We start from the raw sequence: 14,323 nt of genomic DNA, 5'->3' as shown, positions 1-14,323 counted from the left end.
GCTCGCTCACCGTCGAACTTGCAGATCAGTGCCGTCAGAAACGCGCCAACCTATAGGGCTCGCCACTCGGCAATGCCGTTGCCGGGAAGGCGTACAGGCCCGCCATCCGCACCACCATCTCCGCCGTCACCGCCGCCTGCGTCAGCCCCAGATGCTGATGCCCAAAAGCAAGCAACACCTTGCCCCCGCACACCTGATCAATCACCGGTAATGAATCGGGCAATGACGGTCGAAAACCCATCCACGGCGTCGCTGCTTCAGCATTCAGATCCTGGCGAAACAAGCCCTGACTCAACCGGTGCAATTGCCACGCACGCTCCATGTTCGGTGGTTTCTCCAGTCCGGCGAATTCAACCGTGCCAGCCAGGCGCAACCCTTCGGACATTGGCGTCATGATGAATTTGCGCTCCAGCGAGGTCACGGGGAAGGGCAGTCGGTCGTGTTCCTGCGGCAGCATCAGGTGATAGCCGCGCTCGGTGTCCAGTGGGACTTTTTTGCCGGTGAGGGCTGCGGTGAGTTTTGCTGAATGTGCGCCGCAGGCGATCAGGACGCGGCTGGCAGTCAGGCCGCCATTGCCAGTGGTCAGCGTAACCCCGTGCTCCTGCACGTAGCCGCCCTGAACCTGTTGCTGGACAAAACTCACGCCGCTGGCCTTGGCCGCTTCGACCAGTTCGCACACCACGCGGTAGGGATCGATAAAGTGCCCGGTGCGTGAAAAGAACAAACCGCCCTGGATCTGTTCACTGAGTTGCGGCGCGGTTTCGCGGATGGCGCCGGCCTGCCAGTAATCGACCGGTACCTGCTGCTGATGCAGGCGAGCCTGTAATGCCTGGATGGCCTGACGCGATTCGGGGCGTTCGAACACCAGCAGCGAACCATCGATCTTCAGCAAGTCCGGCCTCTGGATGTCGGCGAGCAAGCGCTGCCAGGCGTCCAGGCTGTTTTCATTGAGCGCGCGCAAACCCGCCACGGTGTTCTGAAAAGACACCGGGCGCAGATTCAGCAGCAGGCGGGTGAACCATGGCAGGGCGCGCGGCAGGTATTTCCAGTCCAGTCGCAACGGCCCCATCGGGTCCATCAGCATGGCCGGCAGGCGCTTGAGGATGGACACGTCGGCAATCGGAAACACCTGCTCGGTCGCCAGATGCCCGGCGTTGCCGAACGAGGCGCCGTGGCCGGGTTGCTGCTGATCGATCACGACCACGCGCAACCCTTGGCGAGCCAGACGCAGTGCGCAGGCGACGCCGATGATGCCGGCGCCGACCACGGCGATGTCGTGGGAGCCGTTATTCGCCATGGTGCTGCGCTTCCCTTTGGCCATCGAGCAGACGGCGCAATTGCAGCGGATTGGCCTGTTTCAGTGCGGTAGGCAACAAGCTGTCCGGGAAGTCCTGATAGCACACCGGGCGCAGGAACCGCAGGATCGCCGCAGTACCGACCGAAGTCGTGCGGGCGTCGGAGGTGGCCGGGAAAGGCCCGCCATGCACCATCGCGTCACACACCTCGACGCCGGTTGGCCAGCCGTTGACCAGCAACCGGCCGGCCTTGCGTTCCAGCGTCGGCAGCAGAGCGCGGGCCTGTTGCAGGTCTGGCTCATCCAGGTGCAACGTCGCGGTCAACTGGCCTTCCAGGTGTTCGGCGACCTGGCGTATTTCCGCTTCATTGCTGCATTGCACGATCAGCGCCGCCGCACCGAACGCTTCGGCTTGCAGGCGCTGATCGGCGAGAAAGTCGGCGGCTTCGGTCACGAATACATGGGCCTGGCATTGATTCGGGCCGTTGCCGGTCTGACCGATGCCGGTGATGCGTGCAGCGGCATTTTCGGCCAGTGCATTCACGGCAGACTCGTAAGCGCAGAAGATGCCGGGTGTCAGCATCGTCTGCGCGGGGCTGCGTTGAATCACCTCGGCGGTGGCGGCGATGAACTTGTCCAACGCCGGTCCTTTCAAGGCAATCACCAAGCCCGGATTGGTGCAAAACTGGCCCGCGCCTAATGTCAGCGAAGCCACAAACCCTTCCGCCAATGCTTGCGTGCGTTTATCCAGCGCCGCCGGAAACAGCAACACCGGATTGATCGAACTCATTTCCGCGTACACCGGAATCGGCTCGGGCCGCGCTTGCGCCGCTTGCATCAGCGCCAGACCACCGCTACGCGAGCCGGTGAAACCCACTGCGTTAATCCGTGGATCCGTGACCAGCGCAATGCCCACTTCGCGGCCGGAACCGTACAGCAACGAGAACACGCCTTCCGGCAAACCACAGTTTTTTACCGCCCGAGCGACGGCGCGGCCGACCAGTTCGCTGGTGCCGGGATGCGCACTGTGCGCCTTGACGATCACTGGGCAACCGGCGGCCAGCGCCGATGCGGTGTCACCGCCGGCCACGGAGAACGCCAGCGGGAAATTGCTCGCGCCAAACACCGCGACCGGCCCCAGCGCGATCTGCCGTTGACGCAGGTCGGCGCGCGGCAACGGCTGACGTTGCGGTTGCGCGCTATCGACACGCACATCCAGCCATTCACCGGCGCGGACCGTGCGAGCGAACATTCTCAATTGTTGGCAAGTACGCCCGCGTTCTCCTAGCAGACGCGCGTGCGGCAGGCCGGTTTCGGCGTGGGCACGGTCGATCAGTTCATCGCCGAGGCCTTCGATTTCTTCGGCAATGGATTGCAGGAATTCAGCGCGGACATTCAGGGTTGTCTCGCGATAAACATCGAACGCTGCCCGTGCCAGCGCGCAGGCCTGTTCGACATGCTCGGCCGCTCCACCGGCGTACGCCGGTTCCAGCGTTTCATTCGTAGCCGGATTGATCCCGCGAATGGCGCTGCGATTGCCGGCAATCATGTGCTGCCCGATCAGCATGTGGCCCGTCAAAGTCATGGTGTCTTCCTGATAAAAAGAGGGAGGCCTGCCGCGAATCACAAGGCTTCGCGGCAGGTGAGGGGGACGTGATCAGGCGAAGTTCTGTTCCGCCGACCAGTTCTCGTACCAGTGACGGAACAGCGAATACTGCTTCTCGGCATACCGCCGCTGCGAGTCGCTCAACGCATCGGTTTCGTTGAAGTGCAGGGTGTATTCCTTGTCGCCGTTGAGCACCATCAGGTGTTTGTAATACAGCACCAGATCGCAGCCCTCATCGAACGACGACAGCACCGCCAGCGCCGATTCCAGTTCCCGCGCCTGACGCCGGGCCTTGGCGTCACCTTTGGCCGCTTGCTTGCTCAGGGCGACCAGTTGCAGCACCTCGCGGGGCAGAGCGTTGCCGATACCGGTGATGGCGCCGGTGGCGTTGCAGTTGACGAAACCGTGCACCACTTGCGTGTCGACGCCGACCATCAAGGTCACGTCATCGTCCTTGGAGGTGATGTTTTCGGCGGCGTAACGCAGGTCGGCGCCACCGCCGAATTCCTTGAAGCCGATCAGGTTCGGGTACTCGCGGCGCAGTTCAAAGAACAGGTCAGCGCGGGTGGCAAAGCCGTAGTAAGGGCTGTTGTAGATCACCGCCGGCAAATTTGGCGCGGCTTGCAGAATCGCGGCGAAATGGGCCTTTTGCGCGGTGACCGAAGCGCCGCGAGACAGTACGCGGGGAATCACCATCAAACCCTGTGCGCCGACTTTCGCCGCATGGGCCGCGTGGGAAACCGCTTCGCGTGAGTTCACCGCGCCAGTGCCCACGATCGTCGGAATACCCGCCGCGACCAGACGCGCCACGCCTTCTTGACGCTCGGCTTCGGTCAGCAGCGGCCAGTCCCCCATCGAGCCGCAATACACCACGGCGCTCATGCCGATATCGATCAGCTCGCGACCCTTGGCCACCAGCGCGTCGAAGTCCGGTTTGCGCTGGGCGGTGCACGGGGTCATCAGGGCCGGCATGCAACCGGTGAAGATGTTGTCGCTCATTGTTTTAACTCCTTGGCACATCATTCAAATTGAGGTGAAAAGTCAGCGTGGCGGTTCAGATGCCCCACGCGAACGGGTCTGCTTCGTCGATCAGCAAGGTGCTGTCGGCGGTCATGTAGGCGCGGCCGGTGATGTACGGGCGGATGCGTTCGCCTTGCCATTCGAAGCGACCTTCGAACTGGCTGCCGGTGATGCTTGCCTGCACCCAGGTTGCGCCGGGTTGCAGCTTGTCGTCGGCGGCCAGACAGGCGAGTTTGGCGCTGGTGCCGGTGCCGCACGGGGAGCGGTCGTAGGCTTTGCCGGGGCACATGACGAAGTTGCGGCTGTCGGCCTGATCGTCATCGGCGAACAGTTCGATGTGATCGATCACCGCGCCGTCCTCGCCGTAAATGCCTTGGTCTTCGAGGGCCTTGAGCATGGCCCAGGTGTACGCCGTGAGGTGTTCGACGTTGTCCATGGTCAGCGTCTGACCGTGCTCGGAAACGAGGAAAAACCAGTTGCCGCCGTAGGCGATGTCGCCCAACACGCGGCCGTAACCCGGCACATCCACCGGCACCTGTTGGCGATGGCGATAAGCGGGGACGTTGCCCAGGGTGACGGTTCCGTCGTCATGCAACGTGGCGCTGACCGGGCCGACCGGGGTGTCGATTTTGTGCTCGCCCGGTTCGATTTGCCCCAGGTACTGCAGCGAGTTGATCAGGCCGATGGTGCCGTGGCCGCACATGCCGAGGTAGCCGGCGTTGTTGAAGAAGATCACCCCGCAAGTGGCGTCCGCCGAGACCGGTTCGCAATACAACGCGCCGACCAGCACATCATTGCCGCGCGGTTCCAGCAGGCAGGCGCGGCGCCATTGATCATGTTGAGTGCGCAGCGCATCGCGCTTCTCGACCATGCTGTTGCCGGGCAGCTCGGGGAAGCCGTTCATTACCGGGCGCGTCGGTTCACCGCCGGTGTGGGAATCAATCACGTGTACTCGTTTCATGAACATGTCCCGTTGGATGATTTCAGTAGGCGCCAGCAGGGCGCGCAGAGACGGTCGAGGCGGGGGCAGCGATTTCGCTGTCCTCGTCGTCCTCTTCCAGGCGCAGCAGATGCGCCGGTACACCGGTCGCCGCGCCCCAGTAGTAAATGCCGGTGGCACACGCCGCGACGACAAGGGTGTCGAATGGATGGGCGAGGATGCCGAGGCCGCCGAAGGTGCCGAGTTTCGACAGCACGATGGTCACCGCGTAGAAGGCGATCAGCCACGCCGAGGAACGCACTTGGCTGGCCAGATTCAGGTGAGCGGTTGGCACAAATCGACCGCACAGCAGATACACCACGAACATCAGGATCTGCAGGCCGAGCAGCCACGACACGGTGCTCCAGCCCGACCAGTAGACGATCAGCGCGGCGATGATGAACGACACCGGCCCGAGCACGCCCATGCACTTGACCCGGAACGGCCGTGGCATGTCCGGCGCATTGCGGCGCAGCGCGGCCACCGACACCGGCGCCACGGCGTAGCTCAACACCAGCGCAGCGGAGACCACGTTGATCAGCGCCTCCCACGACGGGAACGGTAACGTCCAGAACACCGACAGGGCGAAGGTCAGCCACAGCGCCGGGCGCGGGATGCCGGACTTTTCATCGATGTGGGTGAAGACCTTGAAGAAGGTCCCGGTCTGCGCCCAGCCATAGATCACTCGCGGGGTCGCGTTCATGTAGATGTTGCCGCAGCCGCTCGGCGAGATCACCGCATCGGCGACCACCAGATACGCCAGCCAGCCCACGCCCAGCGCCAGCGCTATATCGCGGTACGGCAGGGCAAATTCCTTGCTGATTCCGGCCCAGCCGTTGGCGAGCATTTCCGTCGGGATGCTGCCGAGAAAGGCCATTTGCAGCAGCACGTAAATCAGTGTCGACAGCAGCACCGAGAGGATCAACGCAATGGGAATGGTGCGCTGCGGATTCTTCACTTCACTGGCCACCGAGATGATCGGCGTCAGGCCCAGATACGCGAAAATGATGCCACCCGCCGACACGGCCATCTCGACGCCGGACAGGCCAAACGGGGCAAAGCCTTGCACCTCGAAGTTGGCCGGTTTGAAGAAGGTGAACAGCACCCCGATCACCAGCAACGGCACGATGAATTTGAACACGCTGACCAGATTGTTGGCCTTGGCGAAGGTTTTCACGCTGCGGTAGTTGAGCAGGAAGAACACGCACAACAGCCCGAACTGCACCAGCCAGCCGAGAATCGTCGGATCGCCGGTGCCAGCTTTGGACAGGCCGGGAAACCACGCCGCTGCGTATTGGCGCGAAGCGACCACTTCGATGGCGACCAGACTGGAAAACGCAATCAGGGTGATGAAGCCCATCAAGTAGCCGAGCAGCGGCCCGTGGGAGTAAACCGGATAACGCACCACGCCGCCGGCACGCGGCAGTGCAGCGCCGAGTTCGCAATAGACGATGCCCAGCAACAACACGGCGAAGCCGCCCAGCAGCCAGGAAAAAATCCCCGCCGGGCCGGCAATGGCGGACACATGACTGGCCGCGAACAACCAGCCGGAACCGAAGATCGCCCCCAGCCCGATAAATGTGAGGTCGATCAGTGAAAGCTGTTTTTTGAACTTGCCTTGGCCTGACATGGCATCGCCTTCTTGTGAGTTATTGGATAGGCAGTTGTGTCACTGGGACGGCCAGACTTTGAACTCATCGACCTCGCGGCGATTGATGTTTTTTGCTGGCTTCGATGACGAAATCAGCACAATGACGCCGATAAAACATGGCCCTCGACACGCCGCGAACGATGCTGCAATCTGCGGGCGAACGGCGCATGGCGGGCATTTGGTCTGTCCACGTTACGAGGGGAATCTTTGATGCAGCAGGCGTTTTCGATCCTCGCTCAAGGCATGAATGGCCAGCGTCCGCAGACACTGGAGGAACTCTTGGCCGGCGCGGCGCTGTTGTTGCCGATGCTTGATGTGATCCCCAACGCGGCGATTTTCATCAAGGATGTGCAGGCCCGATACGTGCTTGCCAACCGCACGCTGGTGCAGCGCTGTGGCTTGAAGGATTTGCGTCCGTTACTGGGCAAGACCAGCGCGCAGGTGTTTCCGGCGCAACTCGGGCCGGGCTACACCGAGCAGGATCGCAAGGTGCTGGAGGAGGGTTTTGTGCTGGAGGATCAGCTCGAACTGCATCTGTACGGCAGCCGCGAACCGGGGTGGTGCCTGACGCACAAGCAGCCACTGTATAACCGTGACGGGGTGATTATCGGTCTGGCGGGGATTTCGGTGGACCTGCAATCGGCCAGTGAAACCCACCCGGCATTCGAGCGGCTGGCGGCTGTCGATGAGCATATTCGCGCGAATTTCAATCGCCGCGTGACCCTCGGTGAACTGACCCGCATCGCCGGTATTTCCGTGGCGCAACTGGAGCGTTACTGCAAACGGGTATTCCACCTGACGCCACGGCAGATGATCCAGAAAGTACGCCTGGAGCATGCGCATCGATTGCTGCACACCGACCTGCCGATAACGGACGTGGCGCTGCAATGCGGCTACACCGATCACAGCGCGTTCACGCGCCAGTTCAAGGCGTCGACCGGGTTTACACCACGCGAGTATCGGCAGGCCACTTCACCCTGATCAAGTGACCATTGAAGATCAATGCAGGCGCTGCCGAACCTTCGGCAACTCCTGCGTCGGCCTGGGCCGACCTGCGGTGCTTGTCAGGAAAATCCTACAGGAGTACAAATGTACTCCATGACGAACCTGACTCCCCGCCGTACTGCCATTCTGACTTTTATCCGCGATCGAATCGCCGAACACGGTCAGCCCCCAAGCCTCGCTGAAATCAGCGAGGCTTTTGGTTTTGCCTCGCGCAGCGTGGCGCGCAAGCATGTACTCGCGCTCACCGAAGCCGGTTTTATCGAGGTCAATCCGCATCAGGCCCGTGGCATTCGCCTGCTCGGGCAGCCGGCGCGCCCGGAATTGCTCGACATTCCCGTGCTCGGCCGCGTCGCTGCCGGTGCGCCGATTGGCGCCGATGCCGACATCCATAGCCGCTTGCTGCTCGACCCGGTGCTGTTCTCCCGTACGCCCGATTACATGCTGCGGGTGCAGGGCGATTCGATGATCGAGGACGGCATTCTCGACGGCGATCTGGTCGGCGTGAAGCGCAATCCCGAGGCGCTCAACGGCCAGATCGTCGTAGCGCGCCTCGACGGTGAAGTCACCATCAAACGTTTCGAACGGCTGGGCGATGCAGTGCGCCTGTTGCCGCGCAACCCGGCGTATCAGCCGATTGTCGTGCGTGACGATCAGGATCTGGCCATCGAAGGGGTGTTTTGCGGTCTGGTGAGGCAAGGCTGATGGGCGCCGTCGTTGCGTTGGATACGCTGTTCAATGGCGGCCAGGTCTGGAAAGGCCGGCCTGCGCCACCGGCCGCCAGCCCGCAGCCGACCGGCCACGCCGCGCTGGACGCGGCACTGCCCAGCGGTGGCTGGCCGGAAGCGGCGTTGAGCGAAATCCTCCTGGCCGGTCCCGGTGTCGGCGAACTGCAGCTGGTCTGGCCGACGCTGGCGCGGTTGTCGGCGGCGGGCGAGCGCATCGTGCTGGTGGCGCCGCCGTTCGTGCCGTACCCGCAGGCGTGGGCAAGCGCCGGGGTCGATCTGCGCCAGTTGTCGGTGATCCAGGCCACCGAGCGCGATGCCTTGTGGGCGGCGGAACAATGTTTACGTTCGGGCAGTTGCGGCGCGGTGCTGTGCTGGCCGCACAAGGCTGATGATCGCGCGTTGCGCCGTTTGCAGGTGGCGGCGGAAACCGGTCAGACCCTGGCGTTTGCCTGGCGCCCGTTGAGCGAAGCGATCAACCCGTCACCGGCGGCGTTACGCATTGCCATCGACGCCAGACCTGCACAGTTGCGCGTACTCAAGTGCCGTGGCGGGCTGGCGCGTACGGCACCGATTGCCTTTGCTGTGGGGCACTGAGGTCAGCATGCGCTGGGTGTGTATCCTGTTTCCGCAATTGGCCCTGGACGCCGTGCTGCGTCAGCGTCCCGATCCCGATGAACCGTTGGTGCTGCTTAACGGACCGGCCCAGCGCCGGGTGTTGCAAGCGGTCAACCCGGCGGCGCGCAAGCTTGGTTTGCGCGCAGGGCAGTCGATGACCGCTGCGCAGGCGATGAGCAAAGGCTTTGCCACGGCTGATTACGAGGCCGCCGAGGTCGAACACTGGCAGCAGTTTCTCGCCGCGTGGGCCTACCGTTTCAGCTCGCAGGTCAGCGTGCATTACCCGCGTACCGTGGTGTTCGAGATCGAATCCAGCCTGGGTCTGTTCGGTTCGTGGGCGCAGTTCGAAGCACGACTGCGCCGGGAACTGACCGACCTGGGCTTCCGCCATCGCATCGTCGCGGCACCGAATCCCGTGGCGGCGCGGGTGCTGGCCAACGCCTATGACGGCTTGGTGGTGCCGGACGGCGAGGCCTTGCAGCATCATCTCGGTCAGTTGCCCGTCGACCGCGTCGGTCTGGAACCCGCAGTGGCCACGGCGTTATCACGTATGGGCCTGCGCAATCTCAGTCAGGTGCAGAGCCTGCCGCGTCAGGCGCTGGCCCGGCGCTTCGAAGCGCAGATGCTCAAGCATCTCGACACGCTGTTCGGCGCGCGGCCATTGGCGCTGGCGTTTTACCTGCCGCCGGATCGTTTCGACGTACGCATCGAACTCAACTTTGACGTGCAGTCCCATCAGGCACTGTTGTTCCCGTTACGCCGTTTGACCGGCGATCTGTCGGCGTTCCTCTGCGGGCGTGACAGCGGCGTGCAGCGTTTCGATCTGCACCTGGAACACGCCGGGCTGCCGGACAGCATCATCAAGGTCGGCCTGCTCAGCGCCGAACGTGATCCGGCGATGCTCTTCGAACTGGCCCGTGGCCGGCTGGAACAAGTGCAAGTCGAGGCGCCCGTGCGCGGCTTTCGTCTGCGCGCCGAGGACCTGCCGAGTTTCGTGCCGCAGTTTCAGCAACTGTTCGACGACCGTCCGCAGCAGACCTTGCCGTGGGAGCAGTTGCGCGAACGCCTGCGTGCGCGCTTGGGCGATGACGCGGTGCAGGGGTTGCGTTTTCAGGCCGATCATCGTCCCGAGTGCGCGTGGCAGCACGGCGTTGATAAACAACGCTGCGCAGGTTTGCCGAACGTGCATCGTCCGGGCTGGTTGCTCGGCGAGCCACAAAGCGTGGCGGAAGGTTCGGCGCGGATTCTCATGGGCCCGGAGCGCATCGAGTCCGGCTGGTGGGACGGTGACGACGTGCGCCGCGATTATTACCTGATCCAGAACCGCGCCGGTCAGCAGGGCTGGGCTTATCGGGCGGTGGGTGAGGGCGGTCCGCTGTGGCTGCAGGGCTGGTTTGCATGAACGACGGTTATGCCGAACTGCACTGCCTGTCGAACTTCAGTTTTCAGCGCGGTGCGTCCAGTGCGCTGGAACTGTTCCAGCGTGCAAAAAAGCACGGCTATCAGGCACTGGCGATCACCGATGAATGCACGCTGGCCGGGATCGTTCGGGCCTGGCAAGCGGCGAAATCGGTGGAGCTGCCGCTGGTCATCGGCAGCGAAGTGCGTATCGAAAACGGCCCGAAACTGGTGCTGCTGGTGGAGAATCTGGCGGGCTATCAAGCGCTGTGCGGCCTGATCACCCGCGCCCGACGGCGCACGCAGAAAGGCCAGTATCAGGTGCTGCGCGAAGACTTCGCCGAGCCGTTGCCGGGGTTGCTGGTGTTGTGGGTGCCGGACTCGCTTGATGACGTGGAGGAGGGGCGATGGCTGCAGCAGACCTTTGGCGAACGGTTGTGGCTGGCGGTGCAATTGCATCGTGGCCAGGACGATCAGCAGCGGTTGGCGGCGATGTTGGGGCTGGCCGCCGAGTTGCAGATTCCTGCCGTGGCCAGCGGCGATGTGCACATGCACGCCCGTGGCCGGCGTGCCTTGCAGGACACCATGACTGCGATCCGTCATCACGTGCCGGTGGCCGAGGCGGGGTTACGTTTGCACCCCAATGGCGAACGGCATTTACGCAGTGTCGAGGTCGTGCGCGAGTTGTATCCGCAGGCCTTGCTCGATGAGTCGGTGAGCCTGGCCCGGCGCTGCACCTTCGACCTGGGCGAGTTGCGTTATCAGTATCCGAAAGAACTGGTGCCGGAAGGGCACAGCGCCAGTTCCTGGCTACGGCATCTGACCGAAGAGGGCATCGCCTGGCGCTGGCCACAGGGGCCTCAAGCCAAAGTGCTCAAGCAGATCGACGATGAACTGAAGCTGATCGCCGAACTCGGTTACGAAAGCTACTTTCTCACCGTGCACGATGTGGTGCACTTCGCCCGCGAGCAGAAGATTCTGTGTCAGGGCCGTGGTTCGGCAGCCAACTCGGCGGTGTGTTTTGCCTTGGGCATCACCGAAATCGACCCGGATCGCACCACGCTGCTGTTCGAACGCTTCATGTCCAAGGAGCGCAACGAGCCGCCGGACATCGACGTCGACTTCGAGCACGAGCGCCGTGAAGAAGTCCTGCAATACGTGTTTCGCCGTTACGGCCGTGGTCGTGCGGCGCTGACGGCGGTGGTCAGCACCTACCACGCTGCCGGCGCGGTGCGCGACGTGGCCAAGGCCTTGGGCCTGCCGCCGGATCAGATCAACGCACTGGCTGATTGCTGCGGCCACTGGAGCGATGAAACACCGCCGGTCGCGCGTTTGCTCGAAGGCGGTTTCGACCCGGACAGCCCGGTGCTGCGCCGGGTGCTGAGCCTGACCGGGCAGTTGATCGGTTTCCCCCGGCACCTGTCGCAGCATCCCGGCGGCTTTGTGATTTCCGAGCAGCCGCTGGACACGCTGGTGCCGGTGGAGAACGCCGCCATGGCCGAGCGCACGATCATTCAGTGGGACAAGGATGACCTCGATGCAGTCGGCCTGCTCAAGGTGGATATTCTCGCCCTCGGCATGCTCAGCGCGATTCGCCGCTGCTTCGACCTGCTGCGCCACCATCGCAATCTGGATCTGAGCCTGGCGACGATTCCAGCCGAAGACAAACCGACCTACGACATGATCAGCCGCGCTGACACCATCGGCGTGTTCCAGATCGAGTCGCGGGCGCAGATGTCGATGCTGCCGCGCCTGAGACCGGCGAAGTTCTACGATCTGGTGATTGAGGTGGCCATCGTCCGCCCGGGACCGATTCAGGGCGGGATGGTGCATCCGTATCTGCGTCGCCGGAACAAGGAAGAAGAGGAAACCTACCCGTCACCAGAACTCAAGGTTGTTCTGGAAAGAACCCTCGGCGTGCCGCTGTTTCAGGAACAGGTGATGCAGATCGCCATCGTCGCCGCCGATTACAGCCCCGGCGAGGCTGATCAGTTGCGTCGCTCGATGGCTGCGTGGAAACGCCACGGTGGACTGGAACCGCACAAGGAACGCCTCGCCGCCGGCATGAAGAAGAACGGCTACACGCCGGAGTTCGCCGCGCAGATTTTCGAGCAGATCAAAGGCTTCGGCAGCTACGGTTTTCCCGAGTCCCACGCCGCCAGTTTTGCCTTGCTGACTTACGCCAGTTGCTGGCTCAAGTGCCACGAACCGGCGGCGTTCGCCTGCGCGTTGATCAATAGCTGGCCAATGGGCTTCTACAGCCCGGACCAGATTCTCCAGGATGCGCGCCGCCATCAGTTGCAGATCCGCCCGGTCGACGTGCGCGCCAGTGACTGGGATTGCAGCCTGGAAACCACCACGACGGTGCAACCGGCGATTCGCATGGGCCTGCGGATGATCAAGGGCTTTCGCGAGGACGATGCCCGGCGCATCGAAGCGGCGCGCGCGCGCGGGGCATTTGCCGATGTCGCCGACCTGGGCGAGCGGGCGGCGCTCGACAGTCGGGCGCAGGCGTTGCTCGCCGATTCCGGGGCGTTGCGTGGCCTGGCCGGACATCGGCATCGGGCGCGCTGGGAAGTCGCCGGGGTGCAGAAACAGCTGGGCCTGTTTGCCGGGTTGCCGAGTCAGGAGGAGCCGGAGGTGGTACTACCCAAACCCAGCGTTGGCGAGGATCTGCACGCCGATTACAGCACCGTCGGCACCACGTTGGGGCCGCATCCGCTGGCACTGTTGCGCGGCGAACTCAAAGCCCGGCGCTGCCGCAGTTCGCAGGAGTTGCTTGAAGTCGAACATGGCCGACCGGTGAGCATCGCCGGGCTGGTGACGGGACGGCAACGACCGGGCACCGCCAGTGGCGTGACCTTTGTGACGCTGGAAGATGAGTTCGGCAACGTCAACGTGGTGGTCTGGCGGGATCTGGCCGAGCGTCAACGGCAAGTGCTGGTGGGCTCGCAACTGCTGAAAGTCGACGGCCGCTGGGAGCGCGAAGGCGAAGTGCGCCACCTGATCGCCGGCCGCCTGAGCGACCTCAGCTCGCTGCTCAATGGCATCCGCGTGCAGAGCCGCGATTTCCATTAGCGCGCCCTGATCTGATCGTTCCCACGCTCTGCGTGGTAACACCTCCCGTGACGCTCCGCGTCACAGCGGACGCGGAGCGTCCGTGGCTGCATTCCCACGCAGAGCGTGGGAACGATCAAGTCCGGAACAGCCAATTCACTGGCGTCAAAAAAGCCTGTCGTGAATGATGGCACTTTGTCATAATGCCGCCCCTTTTCAGCTCCCGAGCGCCTTGCCGTGTCGGGGCATCCCCGTTTTTCAAAAGGAATACTCAGTGAGAATGATCTCCCGGATGCTGGTCTCAGGCGTTGCGATTGCCGTGCTCGGCACGATTGCCGGCACACTCGCCGGTTGCGCCACTGAAAGCTCCCGCGCGCTGCCGGTGGCCAAGGTTGAAAGCGCCACACAAGTCTGGACCGGCGTTCGCGTGCCAATGGCCGTGGGCAAGTTCGACAACCGCTCCAGCTATATGCGCGGGATTTTCTCCGACGGCGTCGACCGTCTCGGCGGTCAGGCCAAGACCATCCTGATCACCCATTTGCAGCAGACCAACCGCTTCAGCGTGCTGGATCGCGACAACATGGGCGAAATCCAGCAGGAAGCGGCGATCAAGGGCCAGGCTCAGCGTCTGAAAGGTGCTGATTACGTGGTAACCGGCGACGTCACCGAGTTCGGCCGCAAAGAGACCGGCGATCACCAACTGTTCGGCATCCTCGGCCGTGGCAAGACTCAGGTGGCCTACGCCAAGGTCAACCTGAATATCGTCAATATCAGTACCTCCGAAGTGGTCTATTCGACCCAGGGCGCCGGCGAATACGCCTTGTCCAACCGCGAAATCATCGGTTTCGGCGGCACCGCTGCCTACGACTCCACCCTCAACGGCAAAGTACTGGATCTGGCCATGCGCGAGGCGATCAATCGTCTGGTCGATGGCATGAACGCCGGTGCCTGGAAACCGGGCAACTGATCGACG

At 63.2% G+C, this 14,323-nt stretch carries 11 protein-coding genes; 6 read left to right on the top strand and 5 right to left on the bottom strand.

Annotation, left to right across the window (positions count from 1 at the left end; translation table 11 throughout):
* Positions 1 to 34 precede the first annotated feature (34 nt).
* The 5 genes from AB4O11_RS25020 to AB4O11_RS25000 all read right to left on the bottom strand — a co-directional run bounded on the left by AB4O11_RS25020 (position 35) and on the right by AB4O11_RS25000 (position 6,529).
* Positions 35 to 1,297 (bottom strand): NAD(P)/FAD-dependent oxidoreductase, encoded by a 1,263-nt coding sequence (locus AB4O11_RS25020; protein WP_460129069.1) that lies wholly within the window; start codon positions 1,295 to 1,297, stop codon positions 35 to 37.
* Entirely contained in the window at positions 1,287 to 2,879 is a 1,593-nt protein-coding gene (locus tag AB4O11_RS25015) for an aldehyde dehydrogenase (NADP(+)) (RefSeq protein ID WP_460129067.1), read from the bottom strand. Before AB4O11_RS25015 ends, AB4O11_RS25020 begins: the two co-directional genes overlap by 11 nt.
* A gap of 72 nt (positions 2,880 to 2,951) precedes the next feature.
* Positions 2,952 to 3,899 carry a dihydrodipicolinate synthase family protein gene (locus tag AB4O11_RS25010; protein WP_007916052.1) on the bottom strand — a complete coding sequence of 316 codons (948 nt, stop codon included), beginning with the start codon at positions 3,897 to 3,899 and terminating at the stop codon, positions 2,952 to 2,954.
* Positions 3,900 to 3,954: 55 nt separating this feature from the next.
* The gene (locus AB4O11_RS25005) at positions 3,955 to 4,881 is read right to left on the bottom strand and encodes a 4-hydroxyproline epimerase (RefSeq protein ID WP_460129065.1); all 927 of its coding nucleotides are present in this window, start codon (positions 4,879 to 4,881) and stop codon (positions 3,955 to 3,957) included.
* Positions 4,882 to 4,903: 22 nt separating this feature from the next.
* A complete protein-coding gene (locus AB4O11_RS25000; RefSeq protein WP_095047859.1) occupies positions 4,904 to 6,529 on the bottom strand; it encodes an APC family permease in 1,626 nt (541 codons plus the stop codon).
* Positions 6,530 to 6,760: 231 nt separating this feature from the next.
* Between AB4O11_RS25000 and AB4O11_RS24995 the strand changes: the two genes are divergently transcribed.
* The 6 genes from AB4O11_RS24995 to AB4O11_RS24970 all read left to right on the top strand — a co-directional run bounded on the left by AB4O11_RS24995 (position 6,761) and on the right by AB4O11_RS24970 (position 14,317).
* Positions 6,761 to 7,531 (top strand): AraC family transcriptional regulator, encoded by a 771-nt coding sequence (locus AB4O11_RS24995; RefSeq protein ID WP_093430807.1) that lies wholly within the window; start codon positions 6,761 to 6,763, stop codon positions 7,529 to 7,531.
* A gap of 108 nt (positions 7,532 to 7,639) precedes the next feature.
* Entirely contained in the window at positions 7,640 to 8,257 is a 618-nt protein-coding gene (lexA, locus tag AB4O11_RS24990; protein ID WP_116254867.1) for a transcriptional repressor LexA, read from the top strand.
* Complete coding sequence (gene imuA, locus AB4O11_RS24985) at positions 8,257 to 8,874, top strand: translesion DNA synthesis-associated protein ImuA (RefSeq protein WP_093430813.1); 618 nt, start codon at positions 8,257 to 8,259, stop codon at positions 8,872 to 8,874. The genes lexA and imuA overlap by 1 nt, the downstream gene beginning before the upstream one ends.
* Positions 8,875 to 8,881: 7 nt before the next feature.
* Complete coding sequence (locus AB4O11_RS24980; protein ID WP_220556363.1) at positions 8,882 to 10,297, top strand: Y-family DNA polymerase; 1,416 nt, start codon at positions 8,882 to 8,884, stop codon at positions 10,295 to 10,297.
* Positions 10,273 to 13,371, top strand: coding sequence for an error-prone DNA polymerase (locus AB4O11_RS24975; protein WP_460129063.1), 3,099 nt, complete (start codon positions 10,273 to 10,275; stop codon positions 13,369 to 13,371). Before AB4O11_RS24980 ends, AB4O11_RS24975 begins: the two co-directional genes overlap by 25 nt.
* Before the next feature lie 259 nt (positions 13,372 to 13,630).
* Complete coding sequence (locus AB4O11_RS24970; protein WP_161986630.1) at positions 13,631 to 14,317, top strand: CsgG/HfaB family protein; 687 nt, start codon at positions 13,631 to 13,633, stop codon at positions 14,315 to 14,317.
* The last annotated feature ends 6 nt before the right edge of the window (positions 14,318 to 14,323 follow it).

The sequence above is a fragment of the Pseudomonas sp. H1_D05 genome, assembly GCF_054682705.1.
This window is presented reverse-complemented; position numbering and strand designations above follow the sequence as displayed.

Coding starts and splice junctions, on each gene's coding strand:
- AB4O11_RS25020 (WP_460129069.1), bottom strand. CDS start 1,297: ATGGCGAATAACGGCTCCCACGACATCGCCGTGGTCGGCGCCGGCATC.
- AB4O11_RS25015 (WP_460129067.1), bottom strand. CDS start 2,879: ATGACTTTGACGGGCCACATGCTGATCGGGCAGCACATGATTGCCGGC.
- AB4O11_RS25010 (WP_007916052.1), bottom strand. CDS start 3,899: ATGAGCGACAACATCTTCACCGGTTGCATGCCGGCCCTGATGACCCCG.
- AB4O11_RS25005 (WP_460129065.1), bottom strand. CDS start 4,881: ATGAAACGAGTACACGTGATTGATTCCCACACCGGCGGTGAACCGACG.
- AB4O11_RS25000 (WP_095047859.1), bottom strand. CDS start 6,529: ATGTCAGGCCAAGGCAAGTTCAAAAAACAGCTTTCACTGATCGACCTC.
- AB4O11_RS24995 (WP_093430807.1), top strand. CDS start 6,761: ATGCAGCAGGCGTTTTCGATCCTCGCTCAAGGCATGAATGGCCAGCGT.
- lexA (WP_116254867.1), top strand. CDS start 7,640: ATGTACTCCATGACGAACCTGACTCCCCGCCGTACTGCCATTCTGACT.
- imuA (WP_093430813.1), top strand. CDS start 8,257: ATGGGCGCCGTCGTTGCGTTGGATACGCTGTTCAATGGCGGCCAGGTC.
- AB4O11_RS24980 (WP_220556363.1), top strand. CDS start 8,882: ATGCGCTGGGTGTGTATCCTGTTTCCGCAATTGGCCCTGGACGCCGTG.
- AB4O11_RS24970 (WP_161986630.1), top strand. CDS start 13,631: ATGATCTCCCGGATGCTGGTCTCAGGCGTTGCGATTGCCGTGCTCGGC.